At 65.1% G+C, this 16510-nt stretch carries 12 protein-coding genes; 6 read left to right on the top strand and 6 right to left on the bottom strand.

Annotation, left to right across the window (positions count from 1 at the left end):
- Positions 1–24: 24 nt before the first annotated feature.
- Positions 25–1308, bottom strand: a complete 1284-nt coding sequence (locus AU252_RS14720) for an ABC transporter substrate-binding protein (RefSeq protein ID WP_058931361.1) — start codon at positions 1306–1308, stop codon at positions 25–27.
- Between the two features lie 170 nt (positions 1309–1478).
- Between AU252_RS14720 and AU252_RS14715 the strand changes: the two genes are divergently transcribed.
- Together AU252_RS14715 and AU252_RS14710 are read left to right on the top strand one after the other, a co-directional pair.
- A complete protein-coding gene (locus AU252_RS14715; protein WP_058931360.1) occupies positions 1479–3518 on the top strand; it encodes a beta-galactosidase in 2040 nt (679 codons plus the stop codon).
- A gap of 244 nt (positions 3519–3762) precedes the next feature.
- On the top strand, positions 3763–5634 hold the full coding sequence (locus AU252_RS14710; RefSeq protein WP_058931359.1) for an HNH endonuclease signature motif containing protein: 1872 nt from the start codon (positions 3763–3765) through the stop codon (positions 5632–5634).
- A gap of 27 nt (positions 5635–5661) precedes the next feature.
- On the opposite strand, the gene AU252_RS14705 is transcribed toward AU252_RS14710, so the two are convergent.
- The 4 genes from AU252_RS14705 to AU252_RS14690 form a co-directional block, all read right to left on the bottom strand.
- A complete protein-coding gene (locus AU252_RS14705) occupies positions 5662–6420 on the bottom strand; it encodes a hypothetical protein (RefSeq protein ID WP_157768990.1) in 759 nt (252 codons plus the stop codon).
- Between the two features lie 231 nt (positions 6421–6651).
- Entirely contained in the window at positions 6652–7959 is a 1308-nt protein-coding gene (locus AU252_RS14700; RefSeq protein ID WP_430929486.1) for an ABC transporter substrate-binding protein, read from the bottom strand.
- A 222-nt stretch (positions 7960–8181) separates the two neighbouring features.
- The gene (locus AU252_RS14695) at positions 8182–9132 is read right to left on the bottom strand and encodes a carbohydrate ABC transporter permease (RefSeq protein WP_058931357.1); all 951 of its coding nucleotides are present in this window, start codon (positions 9130–9132) and stop codon (positions 8182–8184) included.
- Positions 9122–10066: a carbohydrate ABC transporter permease gene (locus AU252_RS14690; RefSeq protein WP_056346294.1), complete on the bottom strand. Its 945-nt coding sequence runs from the start codon at positions 10064–10066 to the stop codon at positions 9122–9124. Before AU252_RS14690 ends, AU252_RS14695 begins: the two co-directional genes overlap by 11 nt.
- A gap of 388 nt (positions 10067–10454) precedes the next feature.
- Between AU252_RS14690 and AU252_RS14685 the strand changes: the two genes are divergently transcribed.
- The 4 genes from AU252_RS14685 (at position 10455) to AU252_RS14670 (ending at position 15492) form a co-directional block, all read left to right on the top strand.
- A complete protein-coding gene (locus AU252_RS14685) occupies positions 10455–11645 on the top strand; it encodes an acetylxylan esterase (protein ID WP_099093397.1) in 1191 nt (396 codons plus the stop codon).
- Complete coding sequence (locus tag AU252_RS14680) at positions 11642–13753, top strand: DUF6807 family protein (protein ID WP_058931355.1); 2112 nt, start codon at positions 11642–11644, stop codon at positions 13751–13753. Before AU252_RS14685 ends, AU252_RS14680 begins: the two co-directional genes overlap by 4 nt.
- Positions 13750–14922, top strand: a complete 1173-nt coding sequence (locus AU252_RS14675) for a M24 family metallopeptidase (RefSeq protein ID WP_058931354.1) — start codon at positions 13750–13752, stop codon at positions 14920–14922. Before AU252_RS14680 ends, AU252_RS14675 begins: the two co-directional genes overlap by 4 nt.
- Before the next feature lie 243 nt (positions 14923–15165).
- Entirely contained in the window at positions 15166–15492 is a 327-nt protein-coding gene (locus tag AU252_RS14670) for a YegP family protein (protein WP_058931353.1), read from the top strand.
- A gap of 51 nt (positions 15493–15543) precedes the next feature.
- Here the strand turns inward: AU252_RS14670 and AU252_RS14665 are convergent, their stop codons facing one another.
- A complete protein-coding gene (locus AU252_RS14665) occupies positions 15544–16470 on the bottom strand; it encodes an SDR family oxidoreductase (protein ID WP_058931352.1) in 927 nt (308 codons plus the stop codon).
- Positions 16471–16510 lie beyond the last annotated feature (40 nt).

Genomic DNA, 16510 nt, shown 5'->3' with positions numbered 1-16510 from the left:
TTAGTCCGTCAGTTGGGGCCTGGATCAGGCGTTCTGCTTGATGAGGTCTTCGGCTTCCTTGAACCACGCGTCCGCTGCCCCGTCGATGGTCACCTTGCCGTAGTTGAGGTCGGAACTTACCCGCTTGAACGATGCTTCCAGCGTGCCGAATCCAACGATGGGCGGCTCGGGGGCGTCCTTGAGGTACTGCTCGATGGACTTTTCGTAGTCAACAACGAGCTTGTCGGTGCCTTCGAACGTGGTGCCGTCGCGCTGGGTCTTGGAGGCCGGGACGCCGCGGGAGGTCTTGAAGATCTGGCCCACCTCGGGATCGTTGACCATAAAGTCGATGAAGCGGGCGGCAGCATCCTTGTTCTTGGTCTTGGCGCTGGCCACCATCAGCATGGAGGGCTTCAGGAACAGGCCCAGGTTGTCCGGGTCATCGGACGGAACGGGGACGAGCTTGAGCTCCTTGGCGCCGCTGTCACCGAGGTAACCGGCCATGAAGTTATCCCAGGTGACTTCCGTGGCGGTCACGTTCGAGCCAAAGGGTGACTTGGGTGCCAGCTGGGTCACGCGCTCCTCGGAGACGACGGCGGAGGTACCGCGGAGTTCGCCGGTCAGGTTCCACCACTTCTTGAGATCGTCCTTGGTGAAGCCGAGCTTGCCGTCCGCGGTGAAGGCTTCAATGTTGTTCTGGCGCAGCCAGATGTTGAACATCCACCAGACAGAGGTGTAGTCGGTTGACCCGAAGAGTGTGCCGTTACCTTTGGCGCCCACTTCGGTCAGGAAGGCATTGAAATCCTTGTAGGTCCAGGAGCCGTCCGGCTCTGCAATGCCGAGGGTGGCGAGCTTCGCCGGATCGTAGTAGACGGCGAACGCGTTGGTGCTGGTGGGGATGCCGTAGGTCTTGCCCTTGATCTGGCCGGAGGGCAGGAGGGACTTCTCGAAAGCAGACGTGTCGATCTTGACGGTTCCCAGGTCCAGGAGCTGATTGCGCTGGCCGTAGTCCCGGAGGTAGGAAAGGTCCCACTGCATCACGTCGGGGAGGCCGCCGCCGGCAGCTTCCGTGGCCCGCTTCTGCCAGTAGCCCGCGAAGTCCGTGAAATTTCCGTTGACCTTGATGTCCTTGTTCTTTTCCTCGAACAGGGCAATCGCCTTGCGGGTCCGCTCCGCGCGGTCATCGTTACCCCACCAGGTGTAGTTGATGGTGACCGGGTTCTCCGCCGAACCGGTCTGGCTGGGTGCGGGTGAGCCGCATGCTGCCAGGGCTGCCGCGGATGCGGTGCCAATGGCCACGGTGGTGAGGAAATGCCTTCGGTTGATCATGGGAGCCTCCTTGCTCGATTGGTACAAGCCGCTCGCTTCTACAACGTAAGTAGTGAGCTGGCTTACACGCTCTGAAACGATACAATATCGGTATTCCCCGAATTGGGCAAGCGTTTTCCCAAGTTCGGTTTTCAGGTACGTTTAGTCCATCCCGTAGACAAAGGAGTCCCATGAGCGTGCAGCGTAATTCCGGCCCGGCCAGCGTTTGGAGCAACGTGGAAGGGATCGCGTACGGCGGCGATTACAACCCCGAACAGTGGCCCGCGGACATCCGGCTGGAAGACCTGGAGCTCATGAAGGAAGCCGGCGTCAGTTTCCTGAGCGTGGGCATTTTCTCGTGGGCCTTGCTCGAACCGGCTGAGGGCGAATACAACTTCGGCTGGCTGGATGAAGTGATGGACAATCTCGCCGCCACCGGGATCAAGGTTGCCCTGGCGACCGCCACCGCTGCTCCCCCGGCCTGGCTCATCCGCAAACACCCGGAAATCCTGCCGGTCACGGCTGACGGAACGGTGCTGGGACCGGGCTCCCGGCGGCACTACACACCGTCGTCGGCCGTGTACCGCCGGTACGCCACCGGCATCACGCGGGTGATCGCCGAGCGGTACAAGGACCACCCCGCGCTGGCGTTGTGGCATGTGGACAACGAGCTCGGCTGCCACGTCTCCGAGTTCCATGGCGCGGAGGACGCCGCGGCGTTCCGCACGTGGCTGGAGCGCCGGTATGGCAGCATCGAGGCGCTGAACGCGGCCTGGGGCACGGCGTTCTGGTCCCAGAACTACGGTTCCTTCGAGGAGATCCTGCCGCCCGGCGTCGCGCCTTCCACGCTGAATCCGGGCCAGCAGCTGGACTTCCAGCGGTTCAATTCGTGGGCGCTGATGGACTACTACCGCGCGCTGGTGGCGGTCCTGCGGGATGTCACCCCTGGGGTGCCCTGCACCACCAACCTGATGGCGTCCAGCGCCACGAAGGCCCTGGACTATTTCGAGTGGGCCAAGGACCTGGACGTCATCGCCAACGACCACTACCTGGTGGCCGCGGATCCCGAGCGGCAGATCGAACTCGCGTTCAGCGCGGACCTGACCCGGGGAATTGCGGGCGGTGACCCGTGGATCCTGATGGAACATTCGACGTCGGCCGTCAACTGGCAGCCGCGCAATCAGCCCAAGATGCCCGGCGAAATGCTGCGCAACTCACTGGCCCATGTGGCCCGCGGGGCGGACGCGGTGATGTTCTTCCAGTGGCGGCAGAGCTTTGCCGGGTCCGAGAAATTCCACTCCGCGATGGTCCCGCACGGCGGCCGTGACACGCGGGTGTGGCGCGAGGTGGTGGAGCTCGGGTCTGTGCTGAAGCGGCTCGCGCCGGTGCGTGGCTCACGGGTGGAATCCCGCGTGGCGATCGTCTTCGACTACGAAGCCTGGTGGGCCAGCGAAATCGACTCCAAACCGAGCGAGGACGTGAAGTACTTGGACGTGCTGCGGGCGTTCCACCGGTCGCTATTCCTGCGCGGGATCGCGGTGGATCTGGTCCATCCTTCTTCGCCCTTGGAGGGCTACGACCTGGTCCTGGTGTGCACGCTTTATTCGGTGACTGACGCGGCCGCTGCGAACATCGCTGCCGAGGCGCGGGCCGGAGCCACGGTGCTGGTCACGTATTTCAGCGGGATTGTGGACGAACAGGACCACGTCCGGCTGGGCGGCTACCCCGGCGCGTTCCGGGAGCTGCTGGGGATCCGCGTGGAGGAATTCCACCCGCTGCTGGCCGGCGGGCAGTTGAAGTTGAGCGACGGCGGGGTCTCGTCCGTGTGGAGTGAGCACGTGCACCTCGCCGGCGCTGAGGCCGTGCAGACTTTCACCGAGTATCCGTTGGAGGGCGTGCCGTCGCTGACGCGGCATGCGGTTGGCTCGGGTGATAGTGCGGGCGCTGCTTCCGGTGCGGCCTGGTACCTCGCGACGTTCCCGGACCGCGACGGCATCGAAGCGGTCGTGGACCGGCTGCTGGCCGAATCCGGCGTCGCTCCCGTTGCCGCCGCCGACCGCGGCGTGGAACTCGTACGTCGACGGACCGACGACGGCGGCAGCTTCCTGTTCGCGATCAACCACTCACGCTCAGCCGCGGCGGTGGAGGCCGCCGGCGTTGACCTCCTGACGGGCGCGCGGTTTGCGGGGACCGTTGAGGCCGGTTCCGTTGCGGTGATCGCGGAGGACTGATTCGAGCCGGCTTGTCGGGGGCTTCTCAGGGGCTTCTCAGGACAGAACGCCCAACGGCGGCCATAATAATGTCATACCCCCACGGCAGAGTAATCCCATGGAAGACTTCGGGGATCAGCCGGCTCGGAACGGCGGCGGTAGCAACGCCGTTCTGACGCTCGCCGCCCCGCCCATTGGGGGCGCTTCCAACACTGGCGTTTTCGACGGCGACTTAAATGTCACACCCCCACGGCAGAGTAATCCTATGGAAGCTCTCGGGGATCAGCTGGCTCGGAACGGCGGCGGTAACACCGACGTTCCGACTGCCGCGACTGTTCTGTCGTTCGACGCTGTTCTCTCGAACGACGCCGGGCTGGCTGCGGCGATTGCCTCGGTGAACGCTGCCGCGGCGTCCGCACCCGGGACGCTCGCGATGGCCGGCTACGTGGAGGCTTCCGATTTCGCCGGCCGGGTGGAGGAGCTCTCCCGCACCGTGGACTACCTCCAAATCCTCGCCGCCGGCGCCGTGGACCGCACCCGCACGCAGGCCATCACCGCCGCCGCAACCACAAGCCGCACCCGGTCATGGATTACAGGGTGGGACAACGGCGTCGAAACCCTGAACGAAACGGACTCCGAGTGGCCCGCCGGGACCACCGCTGGAACCCCGGGAACGGTTACCGGGAGCACCCGAGATATTCCGCGGTCACCGGCCGATGACGGCTGCAAGAACACCGCGGAATTCCTGCGCCTCCGGCTTCGGATTGGACGCAGCGAAGCCCAGCGACGCATCCATCTCGCCCACAGCATCCTGCCCGCCTCCACTCTCACTGGAGACCGGGTACCCCCGCTAAGGGAACACCTCGCGGCAGCTCTGTCCCCCGCCGCTTATACCGGCGGTCCCGCGGAGACCAGTGACGACAACGACGCCGAAGGCCTGGACCCGCTTCGGCCCGTCCCGAGATCCGGGCCTGTGGTCTCCTCCCGGGCCGGGACCATCATCAGCGCCACGCTGGACCGTCTCAAACACCACACCACCGCCGAGAACCTGGACCGGATCGAACACGACCTCACCCACACCGCCGCCACCGCTGACCCCGACTTCCTTGCCCGTGTCGCCCGGCGCTGGGCCGATACCCTCGACGCCGATGGCACCGAACCTACGGAAGAAGCGCTCCGCCACACCCAAGGTGCCTTCATCCGCAAACCCCGCCACGGCCTCCACCACCTCGAAATCTTCGCCACCACCGACCAATACGAACACCTCGCGACGGTCATGAACGCCGCCACCAACTCCCGCACGCAACCCACAGGCGACACCACAGGCTCGGAAACCGGCACGGGGACCGGCGCAGCCAGCGACACCAAAGCCGGCACTCCCGCCACCGGACAGGGCAATGACGTCTGGCAGGATACGGACATCGATCTGGACCGGCGCACACGCTCCCAGAAACAACTCGACGGGATCATCGGCGCCGTCAAAGCCGCCCTCAGCACTAATCAGCTACCAACCACCGGCGGGAACCGCCCCCAAATCCTCGCCACCATCAACTACCAGGACCTCCTCCGCCACGCAGCGATGGCCACCGGCGGCATCGGCTCCGGCACTGGCGACGAGTTGGCGGCAGGAATACACACCGCGAACAGCAGTGAGGAGACTCGCACTGGCACTGGCAATGGCGTGAGCACAGCCACGGGCGCGGGCAGCTTCACGTTCACTGGTCCCGTCGCAGCCACTACGATCCGCAAAATCGCCTGCGACGCCGACATCATCCCCGTCCTGCTCGGCACCCACGGCGAAATCCTGGACCAAGGCCGCAAAACGCGGCTCTTCACGCCTGCCCAACGCCTCGCCCTCACCGCCCGAGACCAAGGCTGCGCTTTCCCCAACTGCACCATCCCGGCCCCCTGGTGCGAAGCCCACCACATCAGCTACTGGTCACACGACGGCCCCACCAACGTCAGCAACGGAGCCCTCCTTTGCTCCCATCACCACCACCTGATCCACAAAGAACAATGGACCATCCACACGCGCCACGACACCCCATGGTTCACGCCGCCACGCCACATCGACCCCACCCAAAAGCCCCAACAAAACCACTACTTCAAACCACCCCCGCCACCACAACGCGAATGAAAGCCACGGACAAGCCTGCGAGATTTACTACTTGGCCGCGGCCAGGACTGGGCCCGCCCGTTCCCCCAGGGCGCCGTCGGCTGTAAGGCCCAGGACCTCAATCAGGACATCTTCCTCGCGGTGCACCTCTGTAACGTTGACGGATCGGGCCGATCCGTCAACGACACCTGCCGGGAAGCCGTCGAGGGTCACTCCCCATCTGTAGACTGCGGGGTCATTGGATTCCCAGCTGACTTTGACTTCGCTGATCCCGCCGACCGTAGAGAGAACCTCCACCTGTACGTTCAAGGGCGCGGCCAGCAGCTGATACCGGGGTGTAGTGCTGATGCGAACAGGCGTCTCCAACGTGTCGGTGCCTCCGGCGATCCCCGTCACCCGCAGAATCATCAGTCCTTCAAACTCGGTCCGGTACGTGTGCTTGAGGACAGGATCTGTGGTGGTCCGGTCGTAGCTTCCGTCGCCGTCCAGATCCCATTCATACTTGACCACGACGCCTGCGGACTCTGAGGCATCGTAAGTAATTTCCGAACCTGGGGCTCCGGAGTAGCCGCTGACCGGCAGCCACGCCTCGACACCAGTCTGCTTCTGCTTGCCCAGCGGGATGGTGATCGCTTGAACCGGCGCCCCTGAGGCCTGAGCGGATGAACTCGGACGGACAGTGGGAACGGCACTGGGCGGACTAACTTCCAGTGTGTTCGGCGTCGGATGCCCGCTGGGCACACCATCTGCGCAACCGGTCAATATCACTAGTGCTGCCGCAGCGGCGGTCCAAGCGGATGCCTTCATGTTCTCCCCCATGAATTGAATTGATCCCAGTGGACCACGCCGACCGGCACCCGTCTAGCACTCATGGCTGCCTGGAAAAGCAGGACCCAGTACACGGACCTTAAAACGCCACAGTCCCGGCCGGAACCAAAGGTTCCAGCCGGGACTGTGGTGACCACTCGCCGTCGTACGCTTCCTGCTGAAGTTTCCTGCAGAAGCTGCATCCGGAAGAGCCCGACGGCGGCGCGGGACTTAGCTGATAGCGGACTTCATCTCGTCCACGGCCTTCTTGCCGGCCTCGTCTGTGGACAGGCGGTTGAAGAGGACCTCGGAGGTGTAGCGCTTGACGATTTCCTGGATGGCGCCGGCGCCCTTCGGCGGCGGGGCCGGGGCCTCGCCAAGTTCGCCCTTGATCTGGTCGATGAACTTGACCACCTTGATATCGGCGGGGGTCAGCTTTGGCTCGATGGCGGCGCGGACGTCGGAGTTCGGGTAGACGCCGCGGTCGGCAAGCAGGGCCTCGCCTGCCTTGGTGTTGTTGGCCAGGAAGTTGATGAACTTGGCCGTTTCCACGGGGTGCTTGGTGCGCGATGAAGCCGACCAGAACTGGGATGCCTTGTACCAAAGCTTGGCGTCGGCAGCCTTGCCGGTGGTGGACGGGAACCGCAGGATCTGCAGGTCGGTTCCGGCAGCCTTCTCCAGCGCCGGCAGCTGGTTGGACCACCAGAAGGCGAGCCCGTTCTTGCCCGTGGCCAGGCCACTCTGGTCAAGCGCTGCGGCCTCAGCTTCCACAACTTCCGATGCAGACGGCACAGCCTTCTTCTCACTGAGCTCCTTCAGGAAAGCCCACCAGTCGGCGATGTCCGAGGGCTCGAAGCCCAGTTTGCCGTCCGACGTGTACAGGGACTTGCCGTTCTGCCGGAGCCAGACTCCCAGCGAGGCCTCGTCCGTGCCGTAGGCGGCGGAGCCGTACGTACCCTTCGGGGACTTCTCGGTGAGTTCGGCGGAGATGCGGCCGAAGTCTTCCCAGGTCCAGGTCTTGTCGTCGGGAAGTTCAACGCCTGCAGCCTTGAAGACAGCCGGGTTGGCCAGGATGGTGGCCGCGTTGATGCCGGCGGCGATGCCGGTCAGGCCGTCTTCGCTCTTGCCGGCATTGAGGGCGGCTTCGTCCAGCTTTGACGTGTCGATCTGGTACTTGGAGAGGTCCAGCAGGGCGCCGCGGGTTGAGTACTCCGTGATGTATTTTTCGTCCATCTGGATGATGTCCGGGGCGTCGTTGGCGGCGACCTGGGTGGCCAGCTTGTCCCAGTATCCGCTCCAGTCGCCGTACTCCGGCTTGATCTTGATATTGGGGTTCTCGGCCTCGAACGCCGCGATTGCCGCCTGCGTCAGCTGGGCGCGCTTGTCGCTGCCCCACCACGAGAAACGCAGCTCAACGGGTCCGCCGTCGCTCTGCGGGGAGGCTCCGCCGCCGCAGGCACTCAGGGCAAGCACGACGGCGGCTGCCGCGGCCACCACGCCCGTCTTACGGAAACGCCGGGGTGCGCCGGTGGATGGCACCTCGGCCTTACGGATCTTGGCATCTGACTCAGTGCGGTGAAAAAGCGCCACTGGGTACTCCGATCTTCATTGATCTGGCTATGGGGGAAAGTAAACGAGAAAGCGTTTTCTTAACTCTCATACTACAAGTACATGACTTGTATTACAAGATGTTCTTTCCATACGCCAATGGCCCGTCCTCGGGGGACGGGCCACTGGCTGGAGCAAGGTGTTTCACTGGATCTATTTGATGCCTGTGGTGGCGATGCCCTTGATGAGGAACCGCTGGCCGAAGAGGAACACCAGGAATACCGGCAGGAGGGACACGATGGACATCGCGAACAGCGATCCCCAACTGGTGGCGGACTGCGAATCAACGAAGGCCCGCAGCGCAACCGGAACGGTGAACATGTCCGGATCCGTCAGGTAGATCAGGGCCCCGAAGAAGTCGTTCCACGTCCAGATGAAGGTGAAGATGGTGGTGGTGGCCAGGGCCGGCACCATCAGGGGCAGGATGACCCGCAGGAAGATGCGCGGGTGGCCGGCGCCGTCGATCCTTGCTGCTTCATCCAGGTCCTTCGGGATGCCGCGGATGAACTGGACCATCAGGAACACGAAGAACGCGTCGGTGGCCAGCAGCTTGGGCACAATGAGCGGCCAGAACGTGTTTACCCAGCCGATCTGCGAGAACAGGATGTACTGCGGCACGATCACCACGTGGAACGGGAGCATGATAGTCAGCAGCATGATGCCGAAGAACAGCTTCTTGCCCGTGAACTGGAGCCGCGCGAACGCGTAGGCGGCCATGGAACACGAGATCAGGTTTCCCAGGATGGAGCCGATCACCACGATGGCCGAGTTGAGCATGTAGTGCCCGAACGGGTGCGTCAGCGCGGACCAGCCGTCCGTGTAGTTGCTCATCTCCAGGCTGTTGAGCCACAGGCCAGGCTCGCGGAAAATCAGCTCATTGGCCCGGAGCGATGAGACCACCATCCACAGCAGCGGGTAGATCATCAGGCCGCCGGCGAGGATCAGGATGCCATGTTTGATCAAGGCCTTGGTGCGGGCAGCCCTGCTGAACGCGAGCGTGCCGCGGGATTCGCGGCGTTTCGCGGGCTTGCGGTGATTCGTTGGCTTACCGGCGCCGGCGGTCTTTTTGTCCGGGGCGGGCAGCGTCTCAAGCTTAGTCGTCATAGAAAACCCAATACTTTGCGGCGATGAAGTTGATGGCGGTGAACACACCGATGATGACCAGCAGGAACCACGCCATTGCGGAGGCGTAGCCCATGTCGAACTGGCCAAAGCCCTTCTGGTACAGGTACAGCGTGAAGAACATCGTGGAGTCCGAAGGGCCGCCATTGCCGCCGGAAACGATGAATGCCTGTGTGAAGGACTGGAAGGATCCAATGATCTGGAGCACCAGGTTGAAGAAAATGATGGGGCTGAGCATGGGAAGTGTGATCCGCCAGAACTGCTGGAGTGTGCTGGCGCCGTCCACCTTCGCTGCTTCGTAGTACATCACCGGAATCTGGCGCAGACCGGCCAGGAAGATGATCATGGGGGCCCCGAAGGTCCACACGTGCAGCAGGACGATGGAGCCCAGCGCGGTGCTCGGATCGGAAATCCAGCCGGGACCCTGGATGCCAAACATCGCCAGGGCCTGGTTGACCAGGCCGGTGGTGCCGAAGATCTGCTTCCACAGGATGGCAACTGCCACGGAACCGCCCAGCAGGGACGGCAGGTAGAAGACGGAACGGTAGAACGGCAGTCCCCGCAGGCCCTTATCCAGCACCAGCGCGATCAGCAGCGCAACACCGAGCTGCAGCGGGACGCCTACAAAGACGTAGGTGAACGTCACGCCCAGCGAGTTGTGCAGCCGGGCGTCGGCGAACATGCGGATGAAGTTGTCCAGCCCGACCCATTCCGGCGGCTGGAGCAGGTTGTAATCCGTGAAGGACAGGTACAGGGACATCAGCATCGGACCGACGGTGATGGCAACAAGGCCCACCAGCCACGGCAGCAAGAAGATGTAGGCGGCCTTGTTATCCCGGCCGTTCGCTTTTTTCTCCGCTGCCGTCATGGGGCCTTTGCGGCGCTTGAGGGTGCTCAGTTCACTGATGGCACTCATTGCGGCAACTCCGTTTCACGCAGCAGACCCGCAGCAGCCGGCATTCCTGCCGGGCACGGCGTCCTGGGTATGTGTCTAGCGGCCATGTGGCCTCCTTTGGTCATCGTGGCCCTCCACGTCTGGGTTGATCGCACTGGGCGATCCATGTTTACACCGTCTCCGGCGGCGGACTCACTTCATGTGCAGCTGTCCGGATCCGGCCTCCGTCACGCGGGACGTTGAAAGCGGCTCCGTACCAAAGTAAACGGTTTCTTGACTCCTGTATAGCCCTTTGTTAGTTTTTGAGAAAGCGTTTTCTGCAACCGGATCACTTTACCCACAGTTCAACATCCGTCCCGATCCGCCGCGCCTTCAACCCTCCCCGTCCACCCGAACAACAGGCAGGTCAGTGAGCAAGGATTCCCGGCCGGTCCGGCCCAGCGCAATTGCAGGCTATGAGAACTGGCCTGCCTACGTCCGTGACCGGCCGCGCTACCAGGCCGCCACCCCGGCGGCGCAGGACCTTTCGGACGCCCTGGGCGTTCCGGCAGTTGTTCCCCCAACGGACGTCACCGTCCACTGGGAGGAAACGTACGACGGCGTCACCACCTCCCAGCTCAGCTGGCAGTTGGGCTTCGGCCCCCGCACCACGGGCTGGTTATTGCGGCCGGCCGGGACTTCCGGGCCGCTGCCCGGCGTGCTGGCCCTGCACTGCCACGGCGGAAACAAGTTCGGCGGAGCGGACCGGCTGGTCACGCTTCCCGAGTCCCACCCGTCCGCGGCGGAAGCCCGCGCCGGGCACTACGGGGGGCGCGCCCTAGCCACGGAGGTCGCCCGCCAGGGCTTCGCCGTCCTGGCCCACGACGCCTTTGCCTGGGGCAGCCGGCGCTTCGATCTGTCCACCCCGCCGTGGCGGACGGAATCCGCACTGGAGGCGAGGCAGTCGCAATGGCGGGAGGCCGGCGTCGTACCTTCCGATGCCGAACTGTACAACGCCGCCGCGGGAATCCACGAGGACACCGTGGCAAAGGCGGCGGGCCTGCTGGGCACCAGCCTGGCGGGGATGGTGGCCCACGATGACCTGGCCGCACTGGAGATCCTTGCCGGTCTGCCCGGGGTGGACGCGGAGCGGCTGGGCTGCATCGGGTTCTCCGGTGGCGGCGGCCGGGCACTGGCTATGGCAGTCCTCAGCCCGCGGATCCGGAACTACGTGGTCACGTGCATGATGACCACGTTCCAGTCGCTGCTGCCCGCCTACCTGGATGCCCATTCCTGGCTGCTCCAGACCCCGGGCCTTTGGAAGCTGGGCGACTGGCCGGAACTGACCGGACGGTCCGGCGCCGACGGCTTACTGGTGCAGTACGCGCTGGCCGATGAGCTGTTCCCGGAAGAAGGGATGCGGGACGCCCACCGGATCCTGGAGTCCCTGCACTCAGCTGATTCCTACACAGGCGCTTTCTGGCCAGGCGGGCACGCCTTCACCGCGGAGATGCAGAATGAAGCCATCAGCTACCTGTCCAGGACCCTGGGCGCAGCGGGACCCGCCCGCCCACAACCTTTCGCCCCTAGCAACCCCTTAGCCACCGAGGACCCCAGATGATTCAGCACTCCGCCCCCGCGGCGCCCGCCAGCTCCGCAACGGCAGGTGACGTTCCGGCAACCCTCCCGCGCATAGCCCTCGTGGGTGTGCACGGTTTTGGCGAATCGCACCTGGCCAACCTCGCCAGGCTCGAGGAAGCCGGGGCCCTGCATCTGGTGGCAGTGGCGGACCCCAACCCACCGGAAACGGGCGCGCTGGCCGGGTCCGCGGCCGTATTCAACACCCTGGACCAGCTGCTGGCGGCCGGGCCGGTCCCGGACGTGGTCATCCTGGCCACCCCCATCCAGACGCACGCTCCCCTTGCACTGGCCGCGTTGGCCGCCGGTGCCGACGTGTATGTGGAGAAGCCGCCGGTGGCATCCATGGCCCAGTTCCAGGAGGTGCTGGCCGCCGCCGAATCCGCCGGCAGGCTTGTGCAGGTGGGGTTCCAGAGCCTGGGCTCGCTGGCCCTGCCGGAAATCCGGAACACCATCGAATCCGGTGATATCGGAGACGTGCTGGGACTCAGCGCCACCGGCATGTGGCTGCGGACCAGGAGCTACTTCAAGCGTTCCCGGTGGGCCGGAAAGCGCAGCCTGGACGGCATCGACGTGGTGGACGGTGTGGCCACCAATGCCTTGGCGCACGCCGTGGCCACCGCCCTGAACATGGCAGGCGCCCACACGGTTGCCGACGTCGCCTCCGTGGAGACGGACCTTTACCGCGCCAACGACACCCAGAGCGATGACACTTCGGTGATCCGCGTTCGCACGGTGGCCGGACAGACCCTGTTGTGCGCGCTCACTCTGTGCGCCCCCGAACAGCAGCGGCCCTCCGTCACGGTCCATGGGACGCGGGGGGAGATCACGTTCTTCTACACCGAAGACGAACTTGTCATCACGACGGCGGACGGCGAGCGCCGCGAGACGTTCGGCCGGACCGACCTGCTGGAGAACCTGCTTGCTGCGCGGACCGCCGGCACTCCCCTGCCCGGCACTCGCCTGCTCAGCGCGCTGCCGGATGCCGGCGCATTCATGTGTGTGCTGGAAGCCATCCGCACCGCCCCCGCGCCCCGGGAAATCGACGCCGGCCATGTCAGCTGGGAGGGCGACGGCGATGATGCCCACCCGGTGGTCCACGGCATTGCCGCGCTGATCGAACGCGCCACGAAGGCACAGGCCACCTTTGCCGAGCTGGGCGTCCCGTGGGCCCGGAGCCTGCCGCCGGTCGGGACCTTCGACCTTGCCGGGCATCCCGTGGCGGACTATCAGGACGGCAGCGGCATCCGCGCCGTGTCCTCCCCCCGCCCGTACCTGCACCCGGTCCGCACCCTGGCCGGGACCGTTGTGACGGACCACCAGCCGCTGGACCACGTGTGGCACCTGGGCGTGGGGGTGGCCCTCCAGGATGTGGACGGCGTCAACTTCTGGGGCGGGCGCACCTACACCCGGGCGGCCGGCGGCGAATACGTCTGGCGCCCGGACCACGGCAGCATCGTCCGGACCGGCGAACCGTCCGCCGCCGAGGGCAAGCTGACCGAGAACCTCGCCTGGAACGGGCCCGACGGCGCTCCCATCCTGACCGAACAGCGCACCTGGACGTGGGCCGCCGTCGGGCCTTCCGCGTGGCGCCTCACCCTGGACTTTGCACTCTCCCCCGCCGGCAACCGGCCGGTGAGCCTGGGCAGCCCCGGTTCCAACGGCCGTGTTGGAGGCGGTTACGGCGGGTTCTTCTGGCGCCTTCCCGAATGTTCCGGGGCGCGCGTCTGGACGCCTTCGGAGGCGGGTGAGTCCGCCGTGCACGGGAGTGTTACGCCGTGGCTCGCGTGGTCGGGCGGGTTCACGGAGGGAACGTCCGACGGCGGCACTGACGTTGGCGCCGTTCGCGACGGCGGCGAGGCCGGCGGCGCGGCCACACTCGTGTTCGTCGCCGCCGCGGATTCAACGGACCCGTGGTTCGTCCGCGTGGACGGATATCCGGGAGTTGGCCAGTCGCTGGCCTGGGACGCACCGGTCATTGCCGAACCCGGTGCGCCGGTTCGCCGCAGCGTGACCGTGCTTATCGCCGACGGAATTTTGGGTACCGAAGACATCGAGACATTGATCAACACACAGGGGGACAACTCATGAGCCAGACAACCACAGCTGCTACACCGCCGTCGCAGCTGACTGAAGCCGCGACATTTGCGGACCAGGGCCGCCGCACGCCGCCCGCCTCTACCGCGGACCGTGCCATCAAGCGGCGACGCGTCCTGGACATTCTCGATGCCAAAGGGCAGGAGTCGTTGCTGCTGACCACGCACACGGCGCTGGCCTGGTACCTGGACGGCAGCCGCGTCCACATCAGCCTGGCCGGTGACCCCATCGCTGCGCTGCTGGTAGACCGGGAAGGCGACCACCTGGTGACGTTCAACAACGAGGCCGGACGGATTGCGGCTGAGGAGCTCCCCGCCGGGGTCTCCCTCCACACCGCGCCCTGGTACGGGAACCTGCACGAGGCTGCCGCCGCCGTCGGACGTTCTTCCGGAGGGGGCACCGACGTGGGCTCCGGCACCCCGCTGGCCGAGGCCTCGGTGGCCACGGAACTGAGGGCAGCCCGGCAGCAACTGCTGCCCGGCGAGTCCGCCCGCTACGCCCACCTCAGCGCGGAACTGGCCGGCATCATGACCGATGTGCTGTCCACCGCCCGGCCGGACACCACCGAATTCGAACTGGTGTCCGCCCTGGCCGCCCGCGTGGTTGGAGGGGGCGCGGAGCCGCTGGTACTCCTGTGCAACGGCAGCTCCCGGAGCGACTTCCGTCACCCGCTGGCCACGCACGCGCCCCTCGGACGCCGCGCCATGGCCGTGGTGTGCGCTCGCCGGGACGGCCTGGTCGCGAACATCACCCGCTGGGTAAGGTTCGACGCCGGGACCCCTGAAGAGCTCGACGCCGAGTCCCGCATCGCGGCCGTGGAGGCGGACATCTTCGACGCAACGGTCCCCGGCGCCCGGCTGGACCGCGTCTTCGGCGAGATCAAGGCGGCCTACGCCCGTCACGGCTTCGGCGCGGAGCAGTGGGAGCAGCACCACCAGGGCGGACCGGCAGGCTATGCCGGACGGGATCCGCGCGTCACCGCGGCAGCCACCGACACCGTCGTCCTGAACCAGCCGTTCACCTGGAACCCGTCGGGACCCGGCGTGAAGATCGAGGACACGGTCCAGCTCACCGCGTCCGGCATGAAGGTCCTGACGGTGGATGACCGCTGGCCCGCTGCCACCGTGAACGGCCTCAAGCGGCCAGTGACGCTGCAGCTGTAAGCCCTGCCGTTAGACGGCCTGGAGAAGCCCCGGGACGGTCGTCCGGGGGCTTCTCCAGGGTCGGTGATCGAACGGGGGGTCTTGTGGCACAGGCTGTCTTGAGCGAGACTCATTGAGCACGCGATGAACTCATCATTTGGATTGCAGGACAAAACCAGCGGGAAGGGGACGCAACGGGGCGTCCGTTTCTGCTCCGTGGCAACGACGCCGCGGGGCGGATCCCGCAGACCGGGAGGATTTGCTATGGCCGGAATGTTCGAACTGTTCGTTGACGCGGAGTCGTATTTCAGGTTCCGTCTGACCGCGCCGGATGGCACCGTGATGGCAGTGTCCAAGGCCTTTGACAACAAGACCGCAGCTGTTGCCGGGATCGCCGCCGTGCGTGAGTACGCCGGCATGGGACTGATTGCCGATGTTTCCCCGACGGAAAGGCGGGCCACGCCGCCGGAGGCACGTGACGTCACTGTCCAAGTTCGTGAAGTCCGGCGCATTCCGGCTGCTGACCTTCACGCACGTTCACGGGAAATCCATCGCGCCACCAGCGACCGTCGATGGGCCGGGGCAGTTTAACGCTCTCGACTCCAACAACCCGGCCCGGGCTCGACGTTGACGTCGCCGCAGTTAGTGCGCGCTCCAGCCATCGGGCTGCAAACCATCTATGTCGGTGAATCCATACTCTCTGGCAAGTTGAGCGGAGCTGACCGACTGCTGATTCCATTTCGCGCGGTCAGGGTCCGCTGCCAGCGCAGCTACGGCCCGACCGACATAGCGGGGTGACTCCGAGAAAGCGAAACCTGCGGGGGCGTCTGGGTATCCGCCCACCAGGCCGGGGTCCAAAGCGTCGCGCCAGTTGGTTTCTGTGACTCCGAAGCTATCGAGCATCATCTCCGACCGTAGCCATCCAGGCGTGATGGCGATCGCAGTGACTCCGTGCGGTTCCAGCTCGTGGCCTTGAGAAAAGGCCAACCGATTGACCGCGACCTTGGCCAGGTCGTAGAACACCGAGATCCGGTACTCAGTGGCGTTGAATTTGGTAGTCCCATCGGTGACCTCAATGAGAAGACCCCCACGCTTGGTGATTAGCAGCGGAAGCAGATGGTGCGAGGTGATCAGATGAGTGTCAATGCCTAGTCGCAGGATGCGCAGCCCTTTGTCTAGGTCGTGCTCCCAGATAGGGGTGTTCCACTCGGCTGGGCCACCTTTCAGGACCTCAGCACCCCAGATGTCGTTGACCAGCACATCGAGACCGCCATATTCAGTTCGGATCCGCTGGGCCAAGCTTCGGACCTCTTCGGAGTCGAGATGATCGACCTGGATGGCGACTCCGGCGCCGCCAAGCTGTGTGACCAGATCGGCCGTCTCCTCAATGGTCTCGGGCCGGTCGTAGTCCGACCTACTTCTGCCGGCCGCACTGCTGCGTCCAGTGCAGATTACCGTCGCCCCGGCTTCACCCAGAGCAGCGGCTATGCCGCGTCCAGCGCCTCGGGTCGCTCCTGCGACAACTGCAACTCGGCCTCGCAGGGCATCAGGATCCGGGGACCATTGCATGTTTCAGTGTGGCGACAGGATGCAGGGCAAGCAAGACCGC

This window comes from Pseudarthrobacter sulfonivorans, from assembly GCF_001484605.1.
GTDB lineage: Bacteria > Actinomycetota > Actinomycetes > Actinomycetales > Micrococcaceae > Arthrobacter > Arthrobacter sulfonivorans_A.
The sequence above is the reverse complement of the archived record's forward strand: the minus strand, read 5'-3'. Positions and strand labels throughout refer to the sequence as shown.

Coding starts and splice junctions, on each gene's coding strand:
- AU252_RS14665 (WP_058931352.1), bottom strand. CDS start 16,470: ATGCAATGGTCCCCGGATCCTGATGCCCTGCGAGGCCGAGTTGCAGTT.
- AU252_RS14720 (WP_058931361.1), bottom strand. CDS start 1,308: ATGATCAACCGAAGGCATTTCCTCACCACCGTGGCCATTGGCACCGCA.
- AU252_RS14675 (WP_058931354.1), top strand. CDS start 13,750: ATGAGCCAGACAACCACAGCTGCTACACCGCCGTCGCAGCTGACTGAA.
- AU252_RS14690 (WP_056346294.1), bottom strand. CDS start 10,066: ATGAGTGCCATCAGTGAACTGAGCACCCTCAAGCGCCGCAAAGGCCCC.
- AU252_RS14705 (WP_157768990.1), bottom strand. CDS start 6,420: ATGAAGGCATCCGCTTGGACCGCCGCTGCGGCAGCACTAGTGATATTG.
- AU252_RS14680 (WP_058931355.1), top strand. CDS start 11,642: ATGATTCAGCACTCCGCCCCCGCGGCGCCCGCCAGCTCCGCAACGGCA.
- AU252_RS14695 (WP_058931357.1), bottom strand. CDS start 9,132: ATGACGACTAAGCTTGAGACGCTGCCCGCCCCGGACAAAAAGACCGCC.
- AU252_RS14715 (WP_058931360.1), top strand. CDS start 1,479: ATGAGCGTGCAGCGTAATTCCGGCCCGGCCAGCGTTTGGAGCAACGTG.
- AU252_RS14670 (WP_058931353.1), top strand. CDS start 15,166: ATGGCCGGAATGTTCGAACTGTTCGTTGACGCGGAGTCGTATTTCAGG.
- AU252_RS14710 (WP_058931359.1), top strand. CDS start 3,763: ATGGAAGCTCTCGGGGATCAGCTGGCTCGGAACGGCGGCGGTAACACC.